General features: G+C 33.4%; 22 protein-coding genes and 3 pseudogenes. 9 read left to right on the top strand and 16 right to left on the bottom strand.

Annotation, left to right across the window (positions count from 1 at the left end):
* Position 1: 1 nt before the first annotated feature.
* From FI644_RS02660 to FI644_RS02670, 3 genes and pseudogenes are all read right to left on the bottom strand, one after another.
* Positions 2 to 367, bottom strand: a complete 366-nt coding sequence (locus FI644_RS02660; protein WP_053474854.1) for a nuclear transport factor 2 family protein — start codon at positions 365 to 367, stop codon at positions 2 to 4.
* 124 nt (positions 368 to 491) lie between these two features.
* Positions 492 to 2,138 (bottom strand): annotated as a pseudogene (locus FI644_RS02665) (Tn3 family transposase); the annotation flags it as partial.
* Between the two features lie 286 nt (positions 2,139 to 2,424).
* Positions 2,425 to 3,192: a LysR family transcriptional regulator gene (locus FI644_RS02670; RefSeq protein ID WP_246066997.1), complete on the bottom strand. Its 768-nt coding sequence runs from the start codon at positions 3,190 to 3,192 to the stop codon at positions 2,425 to 2,427.
* A 237-nt stretch (positions 3,193 to 3,429) separates the two neighbouring features.
* Here FI644_RS02670 and FI644_RS02675 point away from each other — a divergent pair, with 237 nt between their 5' ends.
* Positions 3,430 to 4,572: an MFS transporter gene (locus FI644_RS02675; RefSeq protein ID WP_053474852.1), complete on the top strand. Its 1,143-nt coding sequence runs from the start codon at positions 3,430 to 3,432 to the stop codon at positions 4,570 to 4,572.
* Between the two features lie 167 nt (positions 4,573 to 4,739).
* Here the strand turns inward: FI644_RS02675 and FI644_RS02680 are convergent.
* Positions 4,740 to 6,080 (bottom strand): annotated as a pseudogene (locus tag FI644_RS02680) (DUF4158 domain-containing protein); the annotation flags it as partial.
* A gap of 143 nt (positions 6,081 to 6,223) precedes the next feature.
* Positions 6,224 to 6,784: a recombinase family protein gene (locus FI644_RS02685; protein WP_142107996.1), complete on the bottom strand. Its 561-nt coding sequence runs from the start codon at positions 6,782 to 6,784 to the stop codon at positions 6,224 to 6,226.
* A 329-nt stretch (positions 6,785 to 7,113) separates the two neighbouring features.
* Between FI644_RS02685 and FI644_RS02690 the strand changes: the two genes are divergently transcribed.
* The 4 genes from FI644_RS02690 (at position 7,114) to FI644_RS02705 (ending at position 9,926) form a co-directional block, all read left to right on the top strand.
* A complete protein-coding gene (locus FI644_RS02690; RefSeq protein WP_142107997.1) occupies positions 7,114 to 8,028 on the top strand; it encodes a class I SAM-dependent methyltransferase in 915 nt (304 codons plus the stop codon).
* A 322-nt stretch (positions 8,029 to 8,350) separates the two neighbouring features.
* Positions 8,351 to 8,704: a YkgJ family cysteine cluster protein gene (locus tag FI644_RS02695; RefSeq protein ID WP_142107998.1), complete on the top strand. Its 354-nt coding sequence runs from the start codon at positions 8,351 to 8,353 to the stop codon at positions 8,702 to 8,704.
* A 194-nt stretch (positions 8,705 to 8,898) separates the two neighbouring features.
* The gene (gene tsaA, locus FI644_RS02700; protein ID WP_142107999.1) at positions 8,899 to 9,360 is read left to right on the top strand and encodes a tRNA (N6-threonylcarbamoyladenosine(37)-N6)-methyltransferase TrmO; all 462 of its coding nucleotides are present in this window, start codon (positions 8,899 to 8,901) and stop codon (positions 9,358 to 9,360) included.
* A 26-nt stretch (positions 9,361 to 9,386) separates the two neighbouring features.
* Complete coding sequence (locus FI644_RS02705) at positions 9,387 to 9,926, top strand: GNAT family N-acetyltransferase (protein WP_142108000.1); 540 nt, start codon at positions 9,387 to 9,389, stop codon at positions 9,924 to 9,926.
* A 1,327-nt stretch (positions 9,927 to 11,253) separates the two neighbouring features.
* Here FI644_RS02705 and FI644_RS02715 read toward each other — a convergent pair.
* The gene (locus FI644_RS02715) at positions 11,254 to 12,189 is read right to left on the bottom strand and encodes an oligosaccharide flippase family protein (protein ID WP_142108001.1); all 936 of its coding nucleotides are present in this window, start codon (positions 12,187 to 12,189) and stop codon (positions 11,254 to 11,256) included.
* A gap of 838 nt (positions 12,190 to 13,027) precedes the next feature.
* On the opposite strand from FI644_RS02715, the gene FI644_RS02720 reads away from it, so the two are divergent.
* Positions 13,028 to 13,330 carry a hypothetical protein gene (locus tag FI644_RS02720; protein WP_142108002.1) on the top strand — a complete coding sequence of 101 codons (303 nt, stop codon included), beginning with the start codon at positions 13,028 to 13,030 and terminating at the stop codon, positions 13,328 to 13,330.
* A gap of 394 nt (positions 13,331 to 13,724) precedes the next feature.
* Here FI644_RS02720 and FI644_RS02725 read toward each other — a convergent pair whose 3' ends face one another.
* From FI644_RS02725 to FI644_RS02740, 4 genes are all read right to left on the bottom strand, one after another.
* On the bottom strand, positions 13,725 to 14,240 hold the full coding sequence (locus FI644_RS02725) for a hypothetical protein (RefSeq protein ID WP_142108003.1): 516 nt from the start codon (positions 14,238 to 14,240) through the stop codon (positions 13,725 to 13,727).
* A 325-nt stretch (positions 14,241 to 14,565) separates the two neighbouring features.
* Complete coding sequence (locus FI644_RS02730; protein WP_053474849.1) at positions 14,566 to 15,141, bottom strand: DUF6744 family protein; 576 nt, start codon at positions 15,139 to 15,141, stop codon at positions 14,566 to 14,568.
* Positions 15,142 to 15,656: 515 nt separating this feature from the next.
* Positions 15,657 to 16,016, bottom strand: a complete 360-nt coding sequence (locus FI644_RS02735; protein ID WP_053474848.1) for a YhjD family protein — start codon at positions 16,014 to 16,016, stop codon at positions 15,657 to 15,659.
* 2 nt (positions 16,017 to 16,018) lie between these two features.
* Positions 16,019 to 16,348: a YolD-like family protein gene (locus tag FI644_RS02740; RefSeq protein WP_053474847.1), complete on the bottom strand. Its 330-nt coding sequence runs from the start codon at positions 16,346 to 16,348 to the stop codon at positions 16,019 to 16,021.
* Between the two features lie 302 nt (positions 16,349 to 16,650).
* Here FI644_RS02740 and FI644_RS02745 point away from each other — a divergent pair, with 302 nt between their 5' ends.
* Positions 16,651 to 17,127 (top strand): hypothetical protein, encoded by a 477-nt coding sequence (locus FI644_RS02745; protein WP_231690031.1) that lies wholly within the window; start codon positions 16,651 to 16,653, stop codon positions 17,125 to 17,127.
* 405 nt (positions 17,128 to 17,532) lie between these two features.
* Positions 17,533 to 18,462 (top strand): annotated as a pseudogene (locus FI644_RS02750) (IS110 family RNA-guided transposase); the annotation flags it as partial.
* Between the two features lie 495 nt (positions 18,463 to 18,957).
* Here the strand turns inward: FI644_RS02750 and FI644_RS02755 are convergent.
* The 6 genes from FI644_RS02755 to FI644_RS02775 all read right to left on the bottom strand — a co-directional run bounded on the left by FI644_RS02755 (position 18,958) and on the right by FI644_RS02775 (position 22,476).
* A complete protein-coding gene (locus FI644_RS02755; protein WP_053474846.1) occupies positions 18,958 to 19,740 on the bottom strand; it encodes a hypothetical protein in 783 nt (260 codons plus the stop codon).
* A gap of 266 nt (positions 19,741 to 20,006) precedes the next feature.
* Positions 20,007 to 20,156 (bottom strand): hypothetical protein, encoded by a 150-nt coding sequence (locus tag FI644_RS26205; RefSeq protein WP_156319086.1) that lies wholly within the window; start codon positions 20,154 to 20,156, stop codon positions 20,007 to 20,009.
* 21 nt (positions 20,157 to 20,177) lie between these two features.
* Complete coding sequence (locus FI644_RS02760) at positions 20,178 to 20,720, bottom strand: hypothetical protein (RefSeq protein ID WP_053474845.1); 543 nt, start codon at positions 20,718 to 20,720, stop codon at positions 20,178 to 20,180.
* Entirely contained in the window at positions 20,717 to 20,962 is a 246-nt protein-coding gene (locus tag FI644_RS02765; protein WP_053474844.1) for a hypothetical protein, read from the bottom strand. Before FI644_RS02765 ends, FI644_RS02760 begins: the two co-directional genes overlap by 4 nt.
* Before the next feature lie 51 nt (positions 20,963 to 21,013).
* Positions 21,014 to 21,460 carry a RadC family protein gene (gene radC / locus FI644_RS02770; protein WP_053474843.1) on the bottom strand — a complete coding sequence of 149 codons (447 nt, stop codon included), beginning with the start codon at positions 21,458 to 21,460 and terminating at the stop codon, positions 21,014 to 21,016.
* A gap of 185 nt (positions 21,461 to 21,645) precedes the next feature.
* Positions 21,646 to 22,476, bottom strand: a complete 831-nt coding sequence (locus tag FI644_RS02775; RefSeq protein WP_053474842.1) for an ArdC family protein — start codon at positions 22,474 to 22,476, stop codon at positions 21,646 to 21,648.
* Between the two features lie 934 nt (positions 22,477 to 23,410).
* On the opposite strand from FI644_RS02775, the gene FI644_RS02780 reads away from it, so the two are divergent.
* Positions 23,411 to 24,055, top strand: coding sequence for a hypothetical protein (locus tag FI644_RS02780; RefSeq protein WP_053478868.1), 645 nt, complete (start codon positions 23,411 to 23,413; stop codon positions 24,053 to 24,055).
* Positions 24,056 to 24,411: the final 356 nt, after the last annotated feature.

Raw genomic sequence — 24,411 nt, forward strand, 5'->3', positions numbered from 1 at the left:
ATTAATGAGAAGGAGTTGTTAGTGTACCTTGATGAAAATGCATCTTCCACGTTCCATCTATTAATTTCCATATCGAACTCCGTAATGAATGTTGTTTATTTAACTCGTTATAGATTCTATATGTTGTTAAAACTATTTCCTCAGACAATGGATGGATTTCAAAATCGCTCAATTTCATACATACCGTACTAAGATTCACTTCACCAATACTCTCATTTTTATACAAAACTTTACCAGAGCTTCCGAATTCAAAAAAATCTTCTGAAAGTATGTTAGTAAGCTCATCTTTTGATGCTCTGATTTCTGGTTTTAACAATTTTTCTTCTAACTCAAGTAACAGTTCTTTTAAAGAAGATTTGTCTACCATTTACATTCACCTTTCTTTATATCCTGGGGTCCCGCCAACCAAATGACATAAAACCCACGCTAAGACATTTTAAGGAAGATAAAAAGCCGATTTTCCTACGTTAAGGAATTTCGGCCTTTATGCTTTATCTTCGGAGTGGTCGTAATGATTCTAAAGTAGTTGATTGCTTAAATTTAAACTTATACTCACCAAGGAAATTGATATGTTCCCATCCAAGCGATGAAATATGATGTAATAGTTCTTCTTGCAAGACATCTTTCTTTTTTTTATATTCTACTGCTTTGGTTAAATATACCGTATTCCATATACTAATGGCATTAATAATAATATTTAATGCACTAGCTCTTTGAAGTTGATCCTGCAGCGCACGTTCACGCAACTCTCCACGTTTACCAAAAAAAATAGATCTAGCCAAAGAGTTCATAGCTTCACCTTTATTTAATCCACGATGAATTTTTCTCCTTAATGTTTCACTTGAGATGTAATCTAAGATGAAAATTGTTTTTTCAATCCTTCCCATCTCACGAAGTGCTGTAGCCAAACTATTTTTCCGAGCGTAAGAACCAAGCTTTCCCATAATAAGAGAAGCAGATACAGTACCCTTCCGAATAGAATGAGCTAATCGTAATACATCATCGTAATTTTTTCGAATAACATTTACATTGATTTGACCACGCAATAATTTTTCTAATTGTGGAAAATTACTAGACTTTCCTTTAGTGTAAAGCTTTGAGTCAGCTAAATCTCGTAAACGCGGTGCAAAACGAAAACCGAGTAAATGGGCTAAACCAAAAACTTGATCAGTATAACCAGCTGTATCTGTATAATGTTCTTCAATCGCTAAATCTGTCTCATGGTGAAGGAGTCCATCAATGACATGTACAGCATCTCTAGCGTTTGTATTAATAACCTTTGTATAAAAACTTGAAAATTGGTCACTAACAAAACGATAAATTGTAGCACCTTTTCCAGTACCATAATGAGGATTAGCATCTGCATGAAGTGCAGAAACACCAATTTGTACACGCATGCCGTCTGATGAAGATGTTGTTCCATCTCCCCAATAGGAGGAAAGAGATAATTTATGATGGAAATTAACGAGTACAGATTGCGCTTTACTCATTGCATCCTCATATAATCTCCATTGTGTTGCATTTGCCATTTGTCTATAGGAAATGGCAGGCGTAGCTTCAGCCATCTTTGTCATACCTATGTTTGTTCCCAATGCCATAAGTGCAGCCATAAGAATAGTGGTCTCTTCCTCATTTGGGATACGATTGGTTGAAGCGTGAACAAACTGTTCATGGAAACCAGTCCAATGAGCTACTTCCATTAATAAGTCAGTGAGCTTCACACGTGGAAGTAAGTCATAAAGAGATGAGCTAAAATCTTTTGCTTCTTGTGGTGTGTCTTTTTCTAAACGGCTTAAATGCAGTCTTCCATTCTCTAAACTCACCCCATTTAATTCGCCTATGTGACTTGACACCCATTTTAAGCGTTTTAATAATGAAGATGTTCGTTCTTCTAAATATTCATGAGCAGATAGACTAACAGCTAACTCGGATGTTCCAGGCTGAATCTCGTTCCACTCTTCTTTTGAAACAAGGTACTTATCAAAATCCTTATGTTGTCTACTACCACTAATAGATATATTACCTGACCGAATAGAATTTCGTAGTTCAGTTAAAACAGCCATTTCATAATAATGCCTGTTAATGGTTCCATCTTCATCATATACGTGCTTTTGCTGTATATTTAAAACAAAGTTTAACCGTTTGTAATAAAGTTGCACCGTTTTGAAAAAAGATTAACCGTTTATAAAAAAGTTAAACTGATTACCCCTTTAGATATGATCGTCTAAAGGGGTGTTTTTATAATGAAAAGGAAAAGAACATCTTTTGGGTTTTAACAATTATTGGCTTAAATGATTAAACAAATAATACCTTATAAATTTTTTATGAAAAGTTTAATCAATTCCAGATAAAAATTGATATAATTTTGATCCAAGTTTATTATTCCGAGCGACTAATGAAACAGTTCTTTTTCTTCCGAAATTATCAATTGGTAAAGCAAAAAAGTTCGAGATGACCGATATTTTTAGCCATTAACTCTGGTACTATGGTTATCCCCATTCCAGCAGTTACGGCTCCAAAGATAAAATCACCAAAAGCTACCTCGCTTATTATGTTAGGCTTGTAACCGAGCGATGCCATTTGTTCAATAATATGCTTCCTTGTATCACAAGGAGCCTGATGAGCAATAAGTGGTTCTTCGCACAGTTCGGCAAGCTCAACCGTTTTTTTCGATTTGAATCGATGATCTAAAGGAAACACCGCATAGTAAGGCTCCGTAAACAACTCGCAACTCCACAACGATTCTCTCGTATTTAAAGCCTCAACAAAGACCGCATCAAGTCTTCCTTCCTGTAATGACTGTAGCAGTTCGCTAGAAGTATTTTGAATCATTAATGTCAAGGGTCTACCCAATAGCCGAAGTCCCTTAATCCTAGAGGGTAAATAGTAAGTGGCTAAACTAGGAAGACTGCCTATAGCTATAGGATTAGTACGACAAAATTGTTGTAATTCTTGATGAATTGCGGTTAATTCAGAGATAACAGGCGTAATTCGAGTATAGAAACGTTCACCAGCTTCCGTCAATTCAATACCAGTTGATGTTCTGTGAAATAACTCAATATCGAGATTATTTTCCAAATTCCGAATATGTTTGCTCAATGCTGGTTGGGAAAGATTATTTGCTTTTGCAGCCTTAGAAAAGCTTTTTTGTTTAGCTGCTTCAGCAAAGCTGTGCAACCACTCTATATTCATTATATTCCTCCATACCTTATAACGATTTGTTATATCCTTATAAAATAATGATTCTTCCATACTCATTGTTCTTTGGTAACATATTAAATATGGAAGATGTTTTGATTATAACATAATGTTATAGGTTATCGTCTAATGTGGTTTGTTTTTGTACTGGAATGAACAAAAGAGAAACCGGTAACTGAACATAGAATTAATCGACAGAATATTCATCACCTAGTTAGGAAGGATTAATTTATGAAAAAAGTTTTATTACTATCATTGGGTATGTTTGCCTTGGGTTTTGATGCTTATATAATTGCAGGGCTTATTCCAGGGATTAGTGAGACATATCATAAAGATGTGTCTCAAGTAGGGCAAGCCGTTAGCATATTTACTTTATTTTATGCTATATCAGCACCCTTATTTTCTTCTCTACTTGCCGGAAAACCAATCCAAAAAGTATTATTATGTTCAATGCTAGTCTTTACTATTGCTAATGGTATTACAGCTCTTGCTCCAACATTTTCTATTCTCCTATTATCTAGAGCAATTGCTGGGGTAGGAGCTGGTTTATTCTCACCATTAGCTGTAGCAGCTTCTGCACAGCTTGTTTCAAGTGAAAAGAAAGGGAGGGCTCTAGGATTGACTATAGGTGGAATGAGCATAGGAACAGTTTTGGGTGTCCCTTTAGGTCTATATATATCCGACTTGTTTGATTGGAAATCAACAATTTGGCTATTAGTTATCATTGGTGTAATTGCTGTTTTAGGTATGCTTAGATTTCTCCCGAATTTTCCAACTACACCTCCTCCTGCACTAAACGAACGATTAAAGATGTTTCTAGATAAAAGGGTAACCATAACTGTATTTATAACATTTTTTGCTAGCATTGCTAGCTTAGGCCTATACACATACCTATCACCAATATTAGAAGAAATTGCAGTTTCTAGTAATTTAACGATGTATCTTTGGGCATGGGGATTTGGAGGTTTGTTTGGCAGTTTGATGATTGGTTATCTGATCGACTATTTTAAAAAGCCAAAAACTTTGGTTACAATAATTTTAATAACTTTAACACTATCTATTATATGTATACCACTAATGATTAACTTACCAATATTAAAGTATCTACCGTTCTTTGTCTGGGGAGCAATGGGGTGGGCATGTCAAGCACCACAACAGCATATTTTACTATCATACCAGCCGAATAATGGAAGTTCAACGGTGGCATTAAACAGTTCTGTCAATTATTTAGGGAGTGCAATAGGTGCTACCTTAGGTGGGGTTGTATTGTCTTTAGAGATGGGAGCTATTACACTGGTTTATTTTGCAGTTCTTTCTATGGTGTTCTCCCTTTGTTTACAATTTTATAGCATGAAAAAAGGTGACAGAGGATAGTAAATGCTGATTGAGAAAATGATCAAACTTTTTTATAAAAATTAAATAATTTATTTCAAATGTGGAATCTATTTTGATCAAACTTTTTTCAAAATAGATTCTTTTTGTTTGCTGTAAAATGTGGGTTTACAAAGTGTTTTTGATTAAACTTTATTCTAAACCAACATTTGCCATCTATTTGATACAAAATCAAGAGGTGCACCCTCCGGTACTTTCCGTTTACCTGTTTCGTTCATTTCTCTAACCGTGTGAATTGCACGTATTAATGGCTCTGCTGATTTCGTAGAATGAAACTCAAATGATTTTAACAAGAGGGGTGTATACTTTCTCAATGTGTAGAATTTCTTCTCTAATAAGTCTAGATAATCATAGTCGATTGGACGTGCTAATTGCTTTGCTTCTTCTACAGATTGAACTAGCTTTTCCCAAGGCATTATCATTTCTAATACTATATAAGGATCTGTACCCTCATCTCTAGCTTTAATGAGCGCTTCTCCAAGGTTAGCAAAGTGAACCACTTTTTCATTAATTGATTTCCCATTTTGTTTTTGTCGTTCTTCTTGCGCTTTTCTTCCTTTGGATAATAAAGACATAATCTGACGATCATGTACATCAAATGCTTGGTCCGTCAAATCTTGAATTAATTCCAGGAGATAAACAACCAAAATAGCATATTTTTTAGAATCATCAAACCTTCGAAAAGAGTGGGGTTCATATCTTGAACCAATTTTAGATAATTGTCGTAATCTGTTTGGATGTAAGGTCTTTGTATCAATTTGCAATTGTAAATTCCGAATATATTCAAGTTTTTCAACTACTTTGAGAAAAGAATCGGGAGAATGAGAGCTTGGTATTTCTCGTAACCATGCCAAATATGTTTTGGTACTGTCCTCCATCGGAAGTAGAAGCCGGTTTAATTTTTGAACATGTTCCATATCTAGAGAAGAATTAAGTAATCGAAAAATCTTTTCTTCTGCACGTCTTCGAACTTCCCATACCATTCGTTCTATTGTTGTCATAGCTGGTAAAATAATTTTTCTCTTTTTTAATTCTTCAATGGCTATCTGAATTAAATGTAGAGCATTCCCATTTTCTAATGCATATTGTAATAAGACTTGAGACACAACACGATATTCACGAATGGTAAAGTTCCGAAATCCATATTCTCTTCTAATTTCTTCGAGATGTTCATGTTTCGTTTGCTCACGCTCTGCATATATGTGTATTTCCTTTACATTAATTTGGAGTTGTTTGGCTATATAGTTCACAACACAATCGGGTATATGTTGAACGTCTGATAAGGTCCAACCAGGAAATCTCAATACACAAAGCTGTAAAGCAAAACCTAACTTATTATGATCCCGACGATGACGCTTGATAATTTCGATATCATGAGGGGACAAGGTGTAGTAACTTCCTAATTCATACTCACTAATTTGTTCTGGAATAGATGCAAACTCTAAACGCTGTTCCGATGTCAATAATTCTCTTGCACGTTTTGAGGACATAATTTTCTCCTTTCTAAAATGCAAGAAAATACCTTGTCTATAGAATGCCGTAGCTCAATGGATGTTAGGTTGAAGTATTTTCTTGTCATACTAACATCTTAGTAAACTATTTAATTTAACTACTCAGTTGCTTCATTAGGTTATCAGTTGGCCCTAATATCTTGTTGCATCTTGCGATACAAAGTCATTCTAGAGATACCGGCTTTCTCTGCAGCATCTGTACGACTCATACCTTGATTAATAAGATATAAAGCATAATCAATCTTTTCCTCATCGGTTTTTGGTCTTCCAGGATGTTTCCCTCGCTTCTTTGCAGCCTGAATCCCTTCCTTGGTCCGTTCAGAAGTTAAATCTCGTTCAAATTGAGCAATACCAGCGAAAATAGTAAACAACATTTTCCCATGTGCTGTTGTTGTATCAAGCCATGATTCCTTTAGACTTTTCAAGTGCGCTCCTTTTTGAGAAATTTGTTCCGTAATTTCAATGAGGTCTTTTGTAGAACGTGATAATCGAGTTAAATCCGTTACAACAACTGTATCTTCTGGACGAAGAAATTCTAGCATACTATTTAACTCCGTCCGGTTTCGTTTTGTACCGGTTATTTTTTCGAAGAAAATGCGATCACATCCAAATTCTTCAAGCTGTTTCTTTTGGCGATCCAGATTCTGATCTAATGTAGAAACACGCATATAACCAAACTTCATGGTTATCATCTCCTTCACCAAATATTGTACCAAAAACGATTAAACGAAGATATTGTTACAAATAATATTGTTACATATTTTTGTTACACTCATTATGAAGGTTAATTAGACTAAAAGTTTATTGCTAATTACCGTAACAATAATGGTCGTTTTTGTTACAGTCATTGTTATTGAGTCTTAATATTTATACGAAAACACTCCAATCAAAAAACTTGACAAAAAAATTTATTTGTGCTATAATTTACTTTTATATTTTTCGGTTATATAATAGGATTCTCCTGGCCAGGGGAATCCTATTTTTTTGTTCTAAAATGAAGGAGTGTGTTTGTATGAAGAAAGGTGAGTCAAGTTTAACTTCGTTAATATCAGCTTTTGGAAGATCCTATCATAGTCAATTTGATACCCCTAAAATCTTTAATGATTATATAGCTAAAGATTTAATTTCACAAAAAGAATTCAATGACATCAAAGACAATATGGTTCAAGGCATACATTTCTTCAACAAAGATATCGCGCAAAAGTTTAAGGGGAATACAGAAGAAATATTAAAATGGATTACACAAATTCAACTTTCTCCAACACCCTTGGCACGTGCTGCGTATTGTGAAAAAGTATTACTTAATGAAGCAATGTTGGGGGTAAAACAATATGTCATACTTGGTGCCGGGTTAGATACTTTTTGTTATCGGCATCCAGAATTGGAAAACACCTTAGAGATATTTGAAATTGACTATCCTACTACACAGGAATTTAAGAAGAAAAGATTAGATGAAGCTAATTATAAAGTTCCGAGTAATCTTCATTTTATTTCTATGGACTTCACCAAAAAGTTTTCCTACCAAAATCTAAGAGATGGAGGATTTGGTAATAAAAAAACTTTCTTTAGTCTTTTAGGTGTTTCTTATTATTTAACGAAAGAAGAAATTTTAAATTTAATAGATAATTTATTCGCCAAAGTCCCATCAGGAAGTTCCATAGTTTTTGATTATGCAGATGAAAAACTCTTTGAAGAAAAAGGAATCTTTAATAGAGTTGAAAATATGGTAAAAATGGCTTCAGCAAGCGGGGAACCAATGAAGTCATGCTTTTCTTATTATGAAATTGAGAGAATGTTAGAAAAATCTGGGTTACTCATTTATGAACATTTATCACCTAATAATATTAATGAGCTGTATTTTGACGATCGAAAAGACTACCTATCATCCTTTGAGACCATTCATTACATTCATGCGATAAAAAAATAAAACATATTAAAGCTACTTAATAAACTTTAAAAGGATGTACCTGTAAAGTAACCGAATAATCTCTTGCTAGTGCTTACCCTGGCAATTGTTTTGAAAATCCCTGCTGTACATTTTTATCTAATTCATTGCAAAACATATCACACAGTTTTTTAATGCAGTAACTAAAGAAACAACTTTATTATATCTATTGAATGATTTAACAGTGCAATAATGCCGGTTTGTACTCCCGTTCTGTCATTAATCTTTTTTAGCTACTTAACTAGAAAATCCATATTATTGAATGAATCTTAACATCTTGTTTTTTCAGGAGATGATTTAATTAATGGAAAGTTTGCCTTGTAATGGTTGCAAAGGAATGTGTTGCGGTCCTGTTCCTATTACAAAAGATGAGTTGAAGAAAATAAAAAAGAAGATAAAAAATATGCCTAGAAAAGCACGCCTGGATTTAAAAAACCAACAACGTTATTTTGGGACCTGTATTTTCTATGACGAAATAAACGATCGGTGCGGTATTCATTCAGTACGTCCATCAATTTGTCGAGCATTTGGTTATTATAATAATCTCCTTTGTTTTCGTAATCCGAAATTAGCTTTAGCTTCCAGAAGAAACTATATAGCCAGCTCATATCCTGTCGGTATCTTAAGTGTTGATTTTACATGGAACGACTTTACTTAGGCGAAGAGAGTCAAAACTTTTTTAAAACGGGTCTAATCGGCTTTCTATTTGGGGTATTTACTTTTCTTAGCTTGATGGTGATCGCGTGCCAGCCCTATTAGTAAAAAATTATTAAAGTTAATAAGAAAAACAAAATTTAATTATCGTTAAATGTCTTATAAAATTAATAAAAAGGAGTGTCTGGAGGGATTTATATGGAAATTACAATTAAACCGGTTGCATATGTTCATAATTCTCGTGAAGAGATGAAAGATGATAATTGGGGTTGTGTTGTTTCAGTAATTGAACTAACTGATGAATTAAATGAAACTGCATTACAAGGAATAGAGGATTTTTCACACCTAGAAATCATTTTTCACTTTGATAAAGTACCTGATGATAAAGTACAGTATGGAGCAAGACACCCGAGAAATAATCTCAATTTCCCTAAAGTTGGGATTTTTTCGCAAAGAGGAAAAAATAGACCGAATAAATTGGGTGTAACTACGGTCGAATTACTAGAGCATACTGGTAATAAATTAGTGGTAAAAGGATTAGATGCAATAGATGGAACACCTATTATCGATATTAAACCTGTAATGACGGAATTTCTTCCCAAGAATGAAATTAAACAAGCAAATTGGTCTACGGTTTTAATGAAAGATTATTGGAAGTGATGTGATAGATAAAAGGGGATATATATATGAGTACATTTCAAAAAAATATTTTAGCTAGTTATAACGGGATATATATTCGTGTTTTTGATAGTAAGAAAGATGATATTGAACAGTTAACCCGAGTATTAAATAAGTCATATAAAAGACTGGCTGATTTAGGTTTTAATTATCTGGCAAGTCATCAGGATTCTAGTATTACTCTTGAACGAATTAACAAAGCACTATGCCTTGTTGCCATTCGAGATAATAAAATTATTGGTTCAATTTCTTATTACTCGCCAGAAAGTAACAAAGGATGTAATTGGTATAATAAAGATAATGTAGCAACAATAGGTCAGTTTGGCATCCATCCTTCTTATCAATCAATGGGAATCGGAAGAAAGTTGATTGAATTAGTTGAAGAATTAGCAATAAAAGAAGGGATAGAGGAACTCGCATTAGATACAGCTGAGGGAGCCAGTCATCTTATTAAATATTATGGTGATAAGGGATATCGTTTCATTGAATATATCAATTGGGAAATTACAAACTACAGAAGTGTTGTTTTAAGTAAAAAATTAAAATAACTACTGATAACGCTGATTATATAAAAGGAACTAAGGCTTTGCACTATCCATAAAGCAAAAAGACGTTATCCTTTCTGTAGAATTATAGGAAAGGATAACCTCTTTTTTCATTTTAGGGGGATTTGAGAAGTCGAATCACATCGACTTCTCTTTTTCTTGGATATCAGCTAGTTTTGTCCCAGCCTCTTTTAGCATTTCTTATTGACGATCGAAAGTGTAATATGTGTATTTCGCATGAACATACAGACTCTGGCCATCTATACTCGTATTGGTAATAAGTCGTCGCGTACTCGGTTGGGGTGGTTAGTTCCTGGCCGTCAGCAGAGTAAGTTGCCATGATGAATTTTCCGCTGGTCGAATTAATGGTATGTGTCTAGGACTGTTTGTTGATTTTCGTTACGGGGTGGAACTAGGGCAAACACTAAAAACGTCAATTCCATTTGCCCAGTAATGTAATTCGGGTCGAAACTGAGTTTGTAATCACCAATTCCCTTATTTGTAATCAGAGTTCTACCTTCGGCATAGACGTTACTACATTAAGAAAGGAAAAGGACAAGGTGTTAGAGGGAATTATCTCCCTAGTCGTTGTTCAGGGGCTACACGTGATTGGAGTCTGGTAGAAGAAGTTTGGCTTAATCCGGAAAAACCGACGTTTATTCAAGCTAAGCAAAAAGTTCAAAAATAGCTATCCACCGACACCGTGAACTACTAAAAGAATTCATGAACGACGGCACATGGTTTATTCGAAACTATTTTGAAGAGAAACAAAAGATAACCCCCCGTAATTATTGTAGGTTTGCATACGTTTGCTTCAAAGATAATTTTAACCCTCAACGTTCCTTTGACGCCATGTAGAACGGAGATCCATCTGAATCCCCGCAAATCAAATTTTCTGTGAAAAGTGTGAAGTAAAAATGTCCCCTGAAGGCTATTGTTTGCCTGTTACCACATTTGAAGTGGAGACGGACAAGTGCGGGTGCTTTCCCCTCATTTTTTTTAATTAGGAATAGTATACTTTTTCTACTTTATATAATGTATGCTCGATAGTCGAGCAGAGAGCGGCATCCACTTTGTAAAATTTAACTCGAAAGTATAAACTTTTCAAAAAGTTCTTTATATTATTTTTTTGCTTAAAGGCAGGGAGAAATTCTGAATTTTTCTCCACATCACCAAAACTTTGAATCCATTGTTCTACATAAGTCTGACTAAGTATTTTTATATTTTCGGGGGTAGGGGCTTTATGTTTTATGGATTATTGTAGTTTTATTTTTTCGTCTGTTATTTTAAGATATTCAGATGCCTAAATGTGTTTACACTTAAAAGATACTTACTTGGATGTAATTGATGTAAGCATAGTGAAATTTTTTATTTTTAGTATTAAGAATACTAGTCCTGATAAAATAGCCGAAAGTATCAAAATAAGACTATTATCCAATATCACCAAAGAAAGAACGGTTAATATGGTGAATGGAATTGCTTTTAAAAGTTCAAAACTTATCTCTTTTATAATCGTAAAGAAGGATAATCCAACCAGTTTAAGAATAACAATACAGTTTACCATCCATATTAATGCCCCTACTATTCCAAATAAAGCGATAGTAAATAGTGCATTACCATATAAGCCACCTATAATTAAAACTGTTAATCTACTCAAAAACAAAAGAAAGTCTATAAATAGTCCTATTCGTTGCATTTCTAAAACAGAATACAAATTTGATAGTGGAGATGCTATAAATACAACAAAAAGCCATAAGCTTATCCACCTGACATATTGTCCTGCTTCGTACCAGTTTTCACCAAAAATAAATACAAATAACTCTGGGGCAATAAGGGAGATCAGTAATATAGGAACCAAACCAATTGATATAAGGTTTTTAAATACAACAAAAGTTACACTACTAAGGTTACCTTTTCCATTTGCTTCAGAAGCATATGGATAAAAGGCTTGAGCAACAGCATTTCCAATTAGATTCATAGGTAGATTTACTACTCTTTGTCCTAGAGCGTAATATCCAACAACTGCAGGTGTGTAAAAATAGCTCAGTAGTAACGGAGGCATCATCACTGAAGCTGTATTTAGTAACCCCGACCATAATGAATAAAGTGGGAAATTTTTATACTTTATTATATTTCTCTTCATTTCATTAATGCTAATATATGATATTATTTGTTTTCCTTCTTCTTTCCAAGTGCGCCATAGTAGTCTTCCTGTTGAAGATATTTGTCCTACAATATATCCTAAAATTAAGCCTCCAGAATTCATACTTAAAGCAAGAAAACACGGCTATTATTGCTAAAATTGAAGTAAACATTGTAAAGGATCCAAAATATTCTGGTTCATAAAGTCTAGTTAGTATTGGTGATATTATAACAAGTAACACTTGTGCAAAAGTTGTTCCACTAATTAAGGTTAGTGCACTCCTTAATAAACCTTCTGCAGGTATCTTTTTATTTAATAGAAACCTTAACCATTTCATATTTTAATTACCTACTTTAAGTAATTTATAATTTATCTTATAACAAACTTTTAGACATTTTCGTATTGAATTTTTTTACTCCAAAATGTTAATTTTACTTAATAAAAATTCTTCTTTTAAAAGACAGAGTTTAAACTATGGATATGGAGCCTCCGCAAGTATTTCCTCTCTAAAAGCCAGAAATCTTAATATCATTAATAGGTTATAAAGGGGTGTTGCTCTATCCATAATGACTAATGTATTATTTCTATTTCTTTTGCTGCTTTAACGAGGATATAGTGATATGTATTAAAGCACTATAATATCTTGTCTAACGTGTTTTTGGAAACTTTTATTTTACTTGGCTCAAGCTCCCTCCAGATCTCCTATACTTTATGAAAATAATAAGGAGATATATTCTATCAACGCTTTTTCTTTTAATAAGAATTTTTAATTGTTTTTAAGTCATTTTAAATAATGCTCGTTTTTCAGCGCTGAGGTAAATTATACCATAAACTGCAATGTAGCTCTTAAAAACTTTTTTGCATTACTTTGCTATTTAGCTGTCCTCCCAACGTTATATCAATCCTACGATTTCTTTTAGAAACATCGCTTATGACCTAGTTAAAATAAAGGAGAGGGAGCATGATGACAAATACACTGTTCAATGGTAAGGAACAAATATTCAAAGATGTAATTCGTTTAGCTGAGAATTGGAAAAATGCTTATCATTTATCAGGATTTGAGGGTGGAAGTATGGAAGAAATTCGTGCATTCCATGCAACACCTGTTGGGCAAAAAATAGATTCATTGCATACTTTCCTAGAAAATTACATGAAAACTTTGAACTTTGATGATGTGAAAATGCTCCAAACCGTAATGTATCTTGGAGGGATCAGGATTATGATAAATCACTATTACCCCAAGATATTTATAATGACTATCTAGACTACTTTTATAAAAAAGGCTGGGATAGCAAGGAAATTGAAATTGACCAGATGACTGAAAAAGTACCGTTAGCTGAGTATTTGAAAGCTGGTCTAGAAATTCTTAAAGTTTCTATTTAGTTAATCCAGTTTCGCTTTCTAATCAAGATTATAATGCTTCAAACAATTACAGCAGAAGGTTTAGAAAACTATTCTTTGTAAATTGAAGCAGGTATATCTTAATAAAATTTAAACACCGTTCAATTTTACTGATGAACGGTGTTTTTTATTTTTAAATTTCAATAACAAATAAACTTAATGCATTTTTTTCTTCCCAGTGTGAATAATAAATTTCCCAAAGTTCATTTTCAGTCGGAGTAAAGAATTGACCGTCTGCGGTTTTTATTTCTATTGTTTTATAAAAATTTATTGTAAGAAATCATTCTTCCACCTGAACCTGACGCATTTATCATTCTTTTGAATTCTTTAAAAGCTGTGATTTTATCCCCTTTTGATAATGCTCCTTCGATGATATTTGTTAAACCACTCATACGAACCCAATCTTTCACTGTCCATTGAAGAATATCTAATTTAGACATAATAGAAAGTGTACTAATCCACTGGTTAATTACTTTTTTATCTTCAAGTGATTCCTGTTTAATTAAGTTGTTATGTTTATCTACCTTTTGAAAAATAGCATCCAAATTCTCTACTTGGACTGAATTAAATAATTCAACTAGTTCTGAATGCTGTTTTTCTTTGTTATTCCGTTGAAAGCAATGACAATATTGCGCAGCTTCATTGTCTTTATTAGCGATAGTACATCCATTTTTCCCGTAATTACAGATATTCCAATCTGAATAACAAGAAAAACCACTCTTTGAAAATCCCATAACTGTAAAACCTTGTCTTGAAGGCTTACCCTGATTCATAGATAGCGCCCGGGTGAATTCATTAATTTATCTTCACCCTGTAGGCTCCCCTCCTTGCGTTAAAAATCTGATCCTTAATTTTTTAATGGCTATAAAAGAATAAACTCTAGTTGACCTTTAAGAGTGATTCTTACACCTTCATTGGTTTTAGACTCAATATCTAATGTATTTGAAATCGCTAATTCAACCCACTCAATGGGAAAACAACCTTTGAAAGTCCCATTTAAAGTATAAAAATAGAAGTGAGTACCTTTATTTAATCGTGTTGGACCAACTAAGTACGTCTCCCCAATCTGCAGGGTTGGGTACAGATTTATCGGTTTATTTACGGTACAAAGTAAACTCCACCACTTGGTCTGACAGGAGTAGGAGACATTGTTTTTAAAATGTCATTGGCCATGTATCGAACAGCTTGTCCGTTATGACAAGTTTTATATAGTTCGAACAAGTTGCATGCTTCTTCAGCCAATTCCTCAGCCATTCCGCCAGCATTGACTATTGCCTTACTAATAGTTTCGTTATTTCGATTAAAGAGCAATATCGCTTCATTCTCTTTATAAGATAATTTCTGCCCTTTTGAGTCTACAGTCTCTTCAACGATGTTACGTTGAATGAATTGTGCGTTTGTGCATACGTTTCTGACAATATAATTCTTATAGACTCCTTCTTTTTTTGCTTCAACCTTTTTAGTTTCAATGTCTTTAGTTGCTCTTCGGAAAGCATCAGTTGCTCGAATTTCATTAGGTAAGTCACTCTCTTCAAATCCATTTTGGAGTAGTGCCTTTCTTAACTCATTTCGATCATAGTTATCTTCACCTACAGAATACCAACAAAGGTGACCAATAATGCTTTTTTCCTTTTCATTTTCGATTGCAGCTACTTGACTTAAATCCATTGTCATTTTGAATCCTCTCCCTTTTTAGTTTTAGAAACAAAAAAAAGAGCAGAAATTAGTCCATTGTAATGAACTGAAATCTGCTCTTTTCGCGACAACACAAAATAAGACCTACAATAATTGTACGTCCCTCGTATTGCCAATACCTATTAAATTTTCTGCACACAAAAAATACCATGTACAGTTTTTTCTTCTTGCTTTTTGGCTAGACATGTCTCTCATCCAGCACGTAGAACGGGGAATTCGAAAGACTTACTGCTAATATAGCAGTCTTTTATGAAGGTGCTTTCGCAAGCCTTCTGTCCAACTTCACTCGGCATATATCCTAAATGGACAAAGAAGTGTGCAAGGACTGTAAAATTAAATAAAACTATATTTACATTATACATAATTCAACAACAACCATCAACGTTAGAAATGAAACTATTATTTTTTTTTCAAAAATAAAAATCTCAATGAGAAATGAAATTTTAAATCAATAAATCCCTCTGGTGTGTCATTACATAGCAACAAGAGGGATTTCATTTAAATCGGTTATACAAATAATGCTCCATTAATTCATGTACCTTGTTACGTATCCTCGGATTAAAGTAATTATGTTGCTCTTCGAATCCTTTATATAAAAATGAATACATCGTAAATGCTTCGTCATGACCAATTTGCTGAACCTTCATATTCTCCTGCCGCATCTTATCCTTAACAACTTTTAAATCCTTTTGTACAGCTCTTATTGTTTCCTCCACAAGATTTAGATAAGGCTCCTTTAATTTAAATGGTGCTTTTTCTATAATAATTCGATCTTTTTCCAACACGGTAAGAACCATAGGTAAATACATAGCTTGCTCGATTATATCTCTATCTTCATTAGGTATCCTGGTCATCCTTAAATCCTCTCCACACCAGTAATATCATTGATCATTATTCTTTCGGTATTTTTGTTAATCTCCATTAGTATGCACAACTTTATTGGGTCAACTTTAGCAACTATACCTATAAAATTAATAAAAAAGCCATTACGCCAAATAGTTACTTTTATAGGCAAGGTGTAGTTTAGTGACTCCATGACAATAATATTTATGTCTTCAAGTTCTTGTTCATCTAAGGTTGGCTTTTTCACTTTAGTATCATCATGGTATATCCCCTTTAACATCGTCCATTGCTGGGGTAAAAAGCTTGCAGCCTGCCATTTTTTTAAACCTCGGTCACGAATCATCCGAATCAACTCCTTATCACTAGTTATACAAACGCTTGTTCGTAAATCAAGTTAGAATCGAGTCACGATATCGTGTTGCTTCAAATGTAGCATTGGAACAAAGTTTGATTTAAAATATCCCTCAATCCTTATCTAACAGCAACTTCATAAACCCCATTTTGAAAAAATTGATCAAAATGGAGTTTTTCTTTAGATAGTTTCCGTACTTCAAATCTTACTGTATAGTTTTAAATTGTTTCGATTAGTACAATAATTGAAACCTTTGGAAAAACCCATCGTCAAATCCGTAAAGGGGTGATATTTTGAGATTAAAATATTTCTTTTTAATGATATTTGTGTTATCAATATTTTCGGTTATAGGTTGTTCAAATAATGTAGATAAAAATAACGAAGACATAGACAGTGAGTTCCCTCCATCTCTGAATGGGCTAATCATTATTAATGGTACGGAATATCAGATTGAAAGAGGCGGTTATAGATGGGAAAGAAAGAAAGGTTTAGGAACTGAGGTTGTACAAACAGACCACGCATCTCCGTACCAAATGGCAGAGCATATAGAATCAATTAGCTCAAATCCAAATCAAAAAGTTGAGATTATGATTGAAGGAAATCCAAACATCGAAGTTTATTTATGGAATGAAAAAGGAAGAGAAATAGAAATAGAACAAAATGATAATCAAATAACCCTTCCTTCAAGTAAAGGTAAATATATCTATGAAGCATTAGCAGAATGGACTAACGGAACAATTTCCTACACATTTGTTGTGGAAATTAAATAGATTAGTCATAAAAACAAAGGGAAACCTTAACAATCTGGTTTCCCTTTGTTTTTGTGTAAATATCAACATTCAAATTTAATTGAGCCTTTAAATAAGTATGAGATTTTTATAAAAAAATTTGATCACTTTCCATCTATGTTATTCAAGAAAAGCGCCCGATCGTAATATAAGTTTAACCAGTTTTTACTGGTTGAATTTTTTTTATTTGGTTTTATTATAGCGGTAGTCGGAGTAGAACGTAGCGCCCGTGGGACTCGATCCCGTCCGCAAAACTGTTCACTCCCTACTTGTATAAGCATGTTTCAGGCTGGTTGGGACAATGATCCCGTTTAACAAGCGAACCTATGACAGTACAAGGAGCCTAGGGACAACCGACTAATCTTAATTTCCAAGGAGGAGATAATGATGAATCCAGTAGTAGGGCTGGATGTTTCTAAGGGGGAAAGTCAGGTACAAGCATTCTTGGATAAGGGACAGCCTTTTCGTAAAAGTTTTAGTGTAAAACATACAGTGGAGGGCTTTGAGAATTTATTAGGATTCTTAAAAGAGATTGAAAGAGTAGCTGATGGTAAGCAACCTTCGGTTATATTAGAATCAACAGGACATTACCACTCTCCTGTTATTCAATTTTTGGAGGAACAGCAATATGTTTATATTATTGTGAATCCCCTTATCTCTCATCGTGCAAGGAGTACAAGTTTAAGAAAGGTAAAAACAGACGCTGTCGATGCCTTTCTTCTTTGCGAACTATACTACAAAGAAGAAGTTGAGCCGTATAAGAAAAGAGGTATTCAACTCTTAAACCTTCGTAATCTTACAAGGCAACAAGAGACAATTTCAAGTATCTCTGCACAAACCAAGGTACAGCTTCTAACAGTGCTAGATCAAATATTCCCTGAATATAGAGGTGTCTTTGGTAATTTATATTCAAAAGTCTCATTACAGACTCTTTTCTTATTTCCTACTTCTGAACATGTACTAAATACTACCGAATCCGTTTTAACTGAAAAGATTGTATCGTTATGTACCAGACGTTCAGAAAAGTGGGCAAAAGAAAAAGCACAAAAGCTTATTGAGGCTGCAGTACAAAATCCATTTCAAAGCAATTTGTATGAAAGCCATATATTTAACCTAAAGATGTTTATTACCATTGTTCTTCAATATCAAGAGCATCTATCACAACTAGAAACTGAAATAGATGCCCTCGCTAAAGAAATTGAAGAATATAAGATTATCCAATCTATCCCTGGTATCGGAGAAAAGATTGCAGCAACAATCATATCCGAAATTGGAGGAATAGATCGGTTTAATCATCCTAAAAAGTTAGTTGCCTTTTAAACGCTAATAGATATGTCGAAAAAAGACTAGAAAAAGGGTATAGAAAATAAAGTAATCTACTTTACATCTACTTTTTTTCATGCTAATATTAAGACATACAAAAAAGGAATAATGTAGCTATGTGCTTGGTAGGCTGGGTAGCTACTCTAGAAGAAGTCGGTGTTGGCGCACCGGCTTTTTCATTTGTATTATTATATGATTTTGAATTTTATTGTAATAAAATGAGTTACAAAACAAAAAAATATTATCCTACATATGTACTAATTGGTACATTGCAGTAAAATAGGTATTATTTACTTCTTTTATTATCTTACTAAACATTTTAATATACATCAACAATTTTTCTAAAATTATATCCACAGATTTACTCTTTTTCTATTTTATCCACATTATCCACATATTCTTCTTCCCTACTGTCAGGAATAATTATTTTCTCATCACATTCAGGATAAATGATTGTCTCTTTGTTTTGCAAGGGGAATACCTCCTAAGTTATCGTTTAATTTGGTAATTTTGTATGGTTTCTAAGATTATTTCTTCCGTTGTAACTTCTTTAAACTCATCCACAAGTATATCTAGTTTATAATTAATTTGCTCTCTAACATCTTCATTCCTGAATTTTAAGGTATTAATAAATTGTTTAACTACATTCCTGAATACCTGGGATCGATTAGCATTGAAATCTTTTGCATTTTGATCTAATTCCTCTATAGTTGTATCATCTAGAGACAGCTGCAGCAATTCCATTTTTTCTTTTGGTTTAGTTTTTAGATTAAAAATTTCATCATTTGTAGGGCCAGTGTAGACTTCATTAATAAAGTTTTCCAAACTTGAAGTAATTTCACGCTTATTAATATATTTAAGCAAATCTTTCTTATCGGAAACGGGGACATAAAATGGTTTAATTTTACTTTTTGTTGCAGGAATAGGAGAGTCTTTATATTTTTCATTGATTTCGGTTAAAATCAAATGAAAAATCATCGATCGTGTAATGATCACAGGTTCAGCTTTTTCTTTTGCTATCATTTCCTCAGTTTGTGAAACAAAGGAATCTAATTTTCGTAAGCTATGTTCGTTTAAAAAAACGTCAATTGACTTTTTTTCTTCGTTTTCAATATTTATAATGATATTATTAAACTCTTCCGTATTTACATTAAGTTCTTCAGTGTTAATTAAATGATTACGAATAATTTGGGACCTTTTTTTATTAGGAACCAGCTTAGTAAAAGTATCAATTATATCCTTTTGTAAGGTGATTTTGACTTTCGTTTTCATACAGCTTTATAAGCTCCTTTAATGTTAGTATATGTATATTTAATAATATCATGACTATATACACTATTCAAATGTAATTAGTACCAATTATCCTAATATTCCGATATAAATAGAAAAAAATACCTGAATCGACAAGATTCAGGCAAAAAACAACAAATTTTAAAGAAAAAAAGCTTACTTTATAGTAACATTAATTGGCATTAATAACAACTGCATAACGAAACAGAAAAGATGTAAGAATTATATAGTTAATAAGAAAAACATGGTTAGTTAATAGCCAGGCGTTTTTTATCATAGTATTTTTCTGCATCTGATAATAACAAAAATGATCCTATTCGCTTTCTCCCGTTGAATACACGATAAAAAGAAGATCCATCTTTTTGAATAGAAAATTCACCAATTTTTTTCACTATCATAATAGCAACATCCCCAATTATTTATTTAGGTGCAATTTTCTCCGTTTTTTGAATCGGTTGTTTCCTTATTTTCATTACTTTTTTAGCTTGTTCCTGGCATCGTTCTTCGTATCTAATAATAAAATTATCCACTATTTTTTCAGGAAAATAACCCATCCGTTCATTTAAGATATTTTCTATTTTCCAGCATAAGCGTGTAGTATGTTCGTATTCTCCTCCTTGTTCTGCTGCTTGATCTGCAAACTGAGTTTCCCCATTACTAACAGCCTTATTAAATATTCTCAATAAGTTATACTGTGTAGCTCTTTCTTCCCTCATTAGTCGCAGGAGGTGAATTAGGTCGGCCGTATGCAATTTCATAAGTTCCGGTAAGGGTTTTTTAGCTAAGTCTACGGTAACTATCGTTAGTCGTTTCTTGTTAGCTCTCTGACCATTTTCCACATACATTCCATGTTCGGATTCAGGTCCTAGAACAATTTGACAGAGATTACACAGAGCATGGTCTATATAAGGTCCAGATACCATTATTTTAAGTTCAGTAGCACAATAAGGACATGTGATCATTGTTCTGATCCCCCTAAAATTTCTTCGATTCGCCTATATGCATGTTCGATCCATTGAATTTTAAGATGTTGATGTTTTTCTGATAATGCCAGACACAGATAATTTATTAGCTTGTTATCTGCAAATTCATAAATATGAGTTTGAATCGTCATTTCAATTTCGTTTACTGAAAAGTCGTTTACTAAAAATCGTTGATAATACTGAAGAACAATTAACCATTTTCGATATTCTTTATTATTCATAACTTCTCCTTTATCGGAAGGAGAGGAACCCGAAGGGTTCCCCCGGCTATTTTATAAATAGCCTTTTTCTTTTAAAGATATGAATGTTTTATTTGAAACAATGATATGATCTAAAAGTTCAATTCCTAAGATTCTGCCAGCTTCTGCAAGTCTCTTTGTTACCTCTATATCCTCCTTACTAGGGGTAGGGTCATAAGATGGATGATTATGCCCGACAACAATGCTCGCTCCATTGTTCCGTATAGCACTTTTCATAACCTCTCTAGGGTGGACAATACTTGCATTTATGCTGCCGACATGGCATCGGTGGATAGCTGTAACCTTGTTTTTAGTATTTAAGACGATTACCATGAAAACTTCTCTATCCTCACTCCCAATTTCTTTCATTAAAATATTTGCGGCATCTTCTGGGGATTTGATTTGATACCCATGATATTCTGCTCTTTCATTTACAACTTGCTTGAATTTCACGATTTCAACGACTTTTTCTAATTTCATGTAAACTACTCCTTTTTTCCCTTAATGATTTGTTGTTTTTTTTGAGCGTTTTTTAGATTTGCTCTTTTTTTATTTGTTTCCCTTACCTCCTTTCTATATATAATTATATCATTATTATATATAATAATCAACTATATAACCCCTATTTATCAAGGTTTTTTAATAGAATTATATAAAAAAAGCGCTTATTCAGCGCTTTCTTTATATTCCTTTCCTAAAATATAATCAGCTGCTTTTTGAGCCTGTGCGGCTGCTTTTACGACAAGTGATTTATCATTATTCAACTTTTTCAACCATGATGCGATATAAGATGCACTGTTCGGCAATGTACTATTATCGATTCCGGCAATTCCGCATAGCATAGTAGCTCCCATCTCTGCGACAAGTTCCTCCTTGCTGTAAACTTCATCCCCAAAACTAGCCATTTCTATAATTCCTGAACGGTTTAACCGACTTTTATGACCGGTAGAATGAACCATTTCATGAAATAGAGTGGAATAATATTCATTTACATTTGGAAAATCCTTCATGGGTGGGCAATTAATATGGTCAATACTTGGCTGATAATATGCTTTCCCTGAGTTGTAGCTATAACTCGGACAATTTATGTAACTTTTAAAAACCTTTTCAGCTTCTTCTATTGGATCGTTGTCAAATGCCTTTATTTCTCTTTTACTATTTAATCCCTCTACTTGTGTACTGATATTAAATACTCGGTAACATTTTAGAAGAGGAATTTTTTCAATTTCTCCAGTCTCTTTAATTTCCTTTTCTATCCATTTCCAAAATACAACTATTTCCGACTTCGCCCCATCCTTCACCCTGCCGCCAGCATCCTTTATTTGTTTAAAAGTTGCGTATTCACCAGGTTCTAATAGCATTGTATTTATCCCTCTATATGGCTTTTGAGTCAACCAATTAACAGCATTCACATTAATCCACGGCTTTCTCCAAGGGATCACTCCGGCTTCTAATTTTTCAATAATCTTCTGAGTAACGATTTCATATACGTTCATTTTTTTTGGCTCCTTTTTCTCTAAAATTTGTTGTTTTATGAATGCTTTTTTCTCTTTTTTTTATTTTTTTCTCCTTCTATTTGCATTCCGAATAGCAGGAGTTCCCAAAGGGGATCATTTTGCCCGATTGGCATGTAGAACGAATCATGAGCATAGGCAATGGGTCAAGGGAGTAGCACAAAAAGTTTTTCGTTGCGAAGCGCCTTTAGAAAAAATTTTTTGCCCCTTGACCTATTGACTCGTTTCTTAGCTTGGAATCAGTTGGGTTCGGGGTCCCGACCGATTGGAAGCTTAGAAACGCTGCGTGATGATACGATTCGGAATGCAAATGGGCGAAAAGGAGAAAACAAATAAAAAAGCCGGTGGGAACCGGCTATCCTTTTTTGCTCTTAGTTTCTTTTCTTTATTCTTTTAAGGATTTACGGCTCGTTCGGTATGGCCGTAAGGTAAATGGAACAGGAACTTACCAGGTGTAGCTATGCGTACAGCTGGTTGTTATCGGGGCATTTAATACCGAAGCGACACTTACAGCATCCTGGATAGCGTTGTTGGCTGTCCTGGATGCTGTTGTGCTGCCGCCCGAATAGTGAGGTTATTATTAATAAGATTTTGAAAGGGCATTAAAGCTCCTTTGCTATCTAAGTATAAGTGTACAGAGATAATAAAGTAGAAAGATGTAGGTCACTCTCTATTCCACAATCAGGCCATTTAATGGAATAAGACTTTAAACAAAACTGGATATTTATGTGAGATTGTGAAGAAATGCACTTAAACTAATGGGGCAGTTTAATTGAAGAAGGAAAATAATTGTTTTACATAGAAGTAAATAAAATGTCTTAAAAAATAATGGGGTGTATAAACGGTGGTTATTATTAGAAATCTAAAAAAAAGTGAATTTGATTTTTTGATATAAAAGTAGCAAAGGGGATATTAAATGGTAAGTAAAATAGAATTATACGAAAAAGAGTCTCAGGAATTCAAACCTTTTAAACACTTTATTTCACGCATTCAAGTAATACGGAAAGAATCCAGCTATGGGGCTGAAGTTGCCTCAAAATGGACTGATATTTTAAACCAAACTCTTGTAGATGAAACTTACCCAGTGATACATCCAATTGGTCAGGAGACATTCTCGTTATATGCAGAGTTCACGACTGGGGTATTTGAGTATACCTTAGACATAGACGGGGCTACTACATTTATAAAAGAAAAAAACATTAAACCCATAAAGACTTCTCCATCGAATATAATTGAAGCTGTTGACCAAGGTAACATAAATAAAGACCCAAACCGAATAAAACCCAATCATAAAAATCCTGTAATGGTACTTCAGAGTCGATATTTAACCAACAACAAACCTTATTGTATCAATGGAAACCATCGTATATTTGAAGCATATAGAAATAATGATGAACAAATAGAAGTTTATGTTTTTAAAGATTTGGAGTTTGTTCCTTTCTTTTATGACGTTCTAAGTAAAGCAACATATTTTTTAGAAATTGATTACCATAATGTAGTTAATGATAAAAGATATTTATTGCATAACGAAAATGGTGCATTTGCAAATGAATTTAAGTAGATACGTTTCTTCAACTAACGTGAGCTTTAGTTCAATAACGATCTTCAACAATCGGGCACTATTGTTGAATAAACCTTAAATTTTTTAAGCGATTTTGTGTTTTACATCAATCATCAAAAACTAACATAGATAATAATATATCTGCTGTTATGAGTAACTTGGAAGTATAGTCTGAAGATAGTCGAGTAATGATATAACAATCAACAAATACAAGGGGGATAAATCAGAATATTCCCTAAGTGATTGCGGAATTTTTTGAGTGTATGGTATAATGACACATGAAAGGGAACTTTATTAGCTTCCCTATTCAAGTTTTGATATGGTTTATCGGTGTTGCCTTCTTCTTGTCCTTGCTC

This window comes from Cytobacillus solani (assembly GCF_006704205.1).
In the GTDB taxonomy this organism is placed as follows: domain Bacteria; phylum Bacillota; class Bacilli; order Bacillales; family Cytobacillaceae; genus Cytobacillus; species Cytobacillus solani.

Coding starts and splice junctions, on each gene's coding strand:
- radC (WP_053474843.1), bottom strand. CDS start 21,460: ATGAAATTAGAAAAAGTCGTTGAAATCGTGAAATTCAAGCAAGTTGTA.
- FI644_RS26205 (WP_156319086.1), bottom strand. CDS start 20,156: ATGATAGTGAAAAAAATTGGTGAATTTTCTATTCAAAAAGATGGATCT.
- FI644_RS02730 (WP_053474849.1), bottom strand. CDS start 15,141: ATGACAATGGATTTAAGTCAAGTAGCTGCAATCGAAAATGAAAAGGAA.
- FI644_RS02670 (WP_246066997.1), bottom strand. CDS start 3,192: ATGAATATAGAGTGGTTGCACAGCTTTGCTGAAGCAGCTAAACAAAAA.
- FI644_RS02775 (WP_053474842.1), bottom strand. CDS start 22,476: ATGAACGTATATGAAATCGTTACTCAGAAGATTATTGAAAAATTAGAA.
- FI644_RS02685 (WP_142107996.1), bottom strand. CDS start 6,784: ATGAAGTTTGGTTATATGCGTGTTTCTACATTAGATCAGAATCTGGAT.
- FI644_RS02780 (WP_053478868.1), top strand. CDS start 23,411: ATGGTAAGTAAAATAGAATTATACGAAAAAGAGTCTCAGGAATTCAAA.
- FI644_RS02720 (WP_142108002.1), top strand. CDS start 13,028: ATGATGACAAATACACTGTTCAATGGTAAGGAACAAATATTCAAAGAT.
- FI644_RS02660 (WP_053474854.1), bottom strand. CDS start 367: ATGGTAGACAAATCTTCTTTAAAAGAACTGTTACTTGAGTTAGAAGAA.
- FI644_RS02725 (WP_142108003.1), bottom strand. CDS start 14,240: ATGAATCAGGGTAAGCCTTCAAGACAAGGTTTTACAGTTATGGGATTT.
- FI644_RS02760 (WP_053474845.1), bottom strand. CDS start 20,720: ATGATCACATGTCCTTATTGTGCTACTGAACTTAAAATAATGGTATCT.
- FI644_RS02690 (WP_142107997.1), top strand. CDS start 7,114: ATGAAGAAAGGTGAGTCAAGTTTAACTTCGTTAATATCAGCTTTTGGA.
- FI644_RS02735 (WP_053474848.1), bottom strand. CDS start 16,016: ATGACCAGGATACCTAATGAAGATAGAGATATAATCGAGCAAGCTATG.
- FI644_RS02755 (WP_053474846.1), bottom strand. CDS start 19,740: ATGAAAACGAAAGTCAAAATCACCTTACAAAAGGATATAATTGATACT.
- FI644_RS02740 (WP_053474847.1), bottom strand. CDS start 16,348: ATGATTCGTGACCGAGGTTTAAAAAAATGGCAGGCTGCAAGCTTTTTA.
- FI644_RS02705 (WP_142108000.1), top strand. CDS start 9,387: ATGAGTACATTTCAAAAAAATATTTTAGCTAGTTATAACGGGATATAT.
- tsaA (WP_142107999.1), top strand. CDS start 8,899: ATGGAAATTACAATTAAACCGGTTGCATATGTTCATAATTCTCGTGAA.
- FI644_RS02765 (WP_053474844.1), bottom strand. CDS start 20,962: ATGAATAATAAAGAATATCGAAAATGGTTAATTGTTCTTCAGTATTAT.
- FI644_RS02675 (WP_053474852.1), top strand. CDS start 3,430: ATGAAAAAAGTTTTATTACTATCATTGGGTATGTTTGCCTTGGGTTTT.
- FI644_RS02695 (WP_142107998.1), top strand. CDS start 8,351: ATGGAAAGTTTGCCTTGTAATGGTTGCAAAGGAATGTGTTGCGGTCCT.
- FI644_RS02715 (WP_142108001.1), bottom strand. CDS start 12,189: ATGAATTCTGGAGGCTTAATTTTAGGATATATTGTAGGACAAATATCT.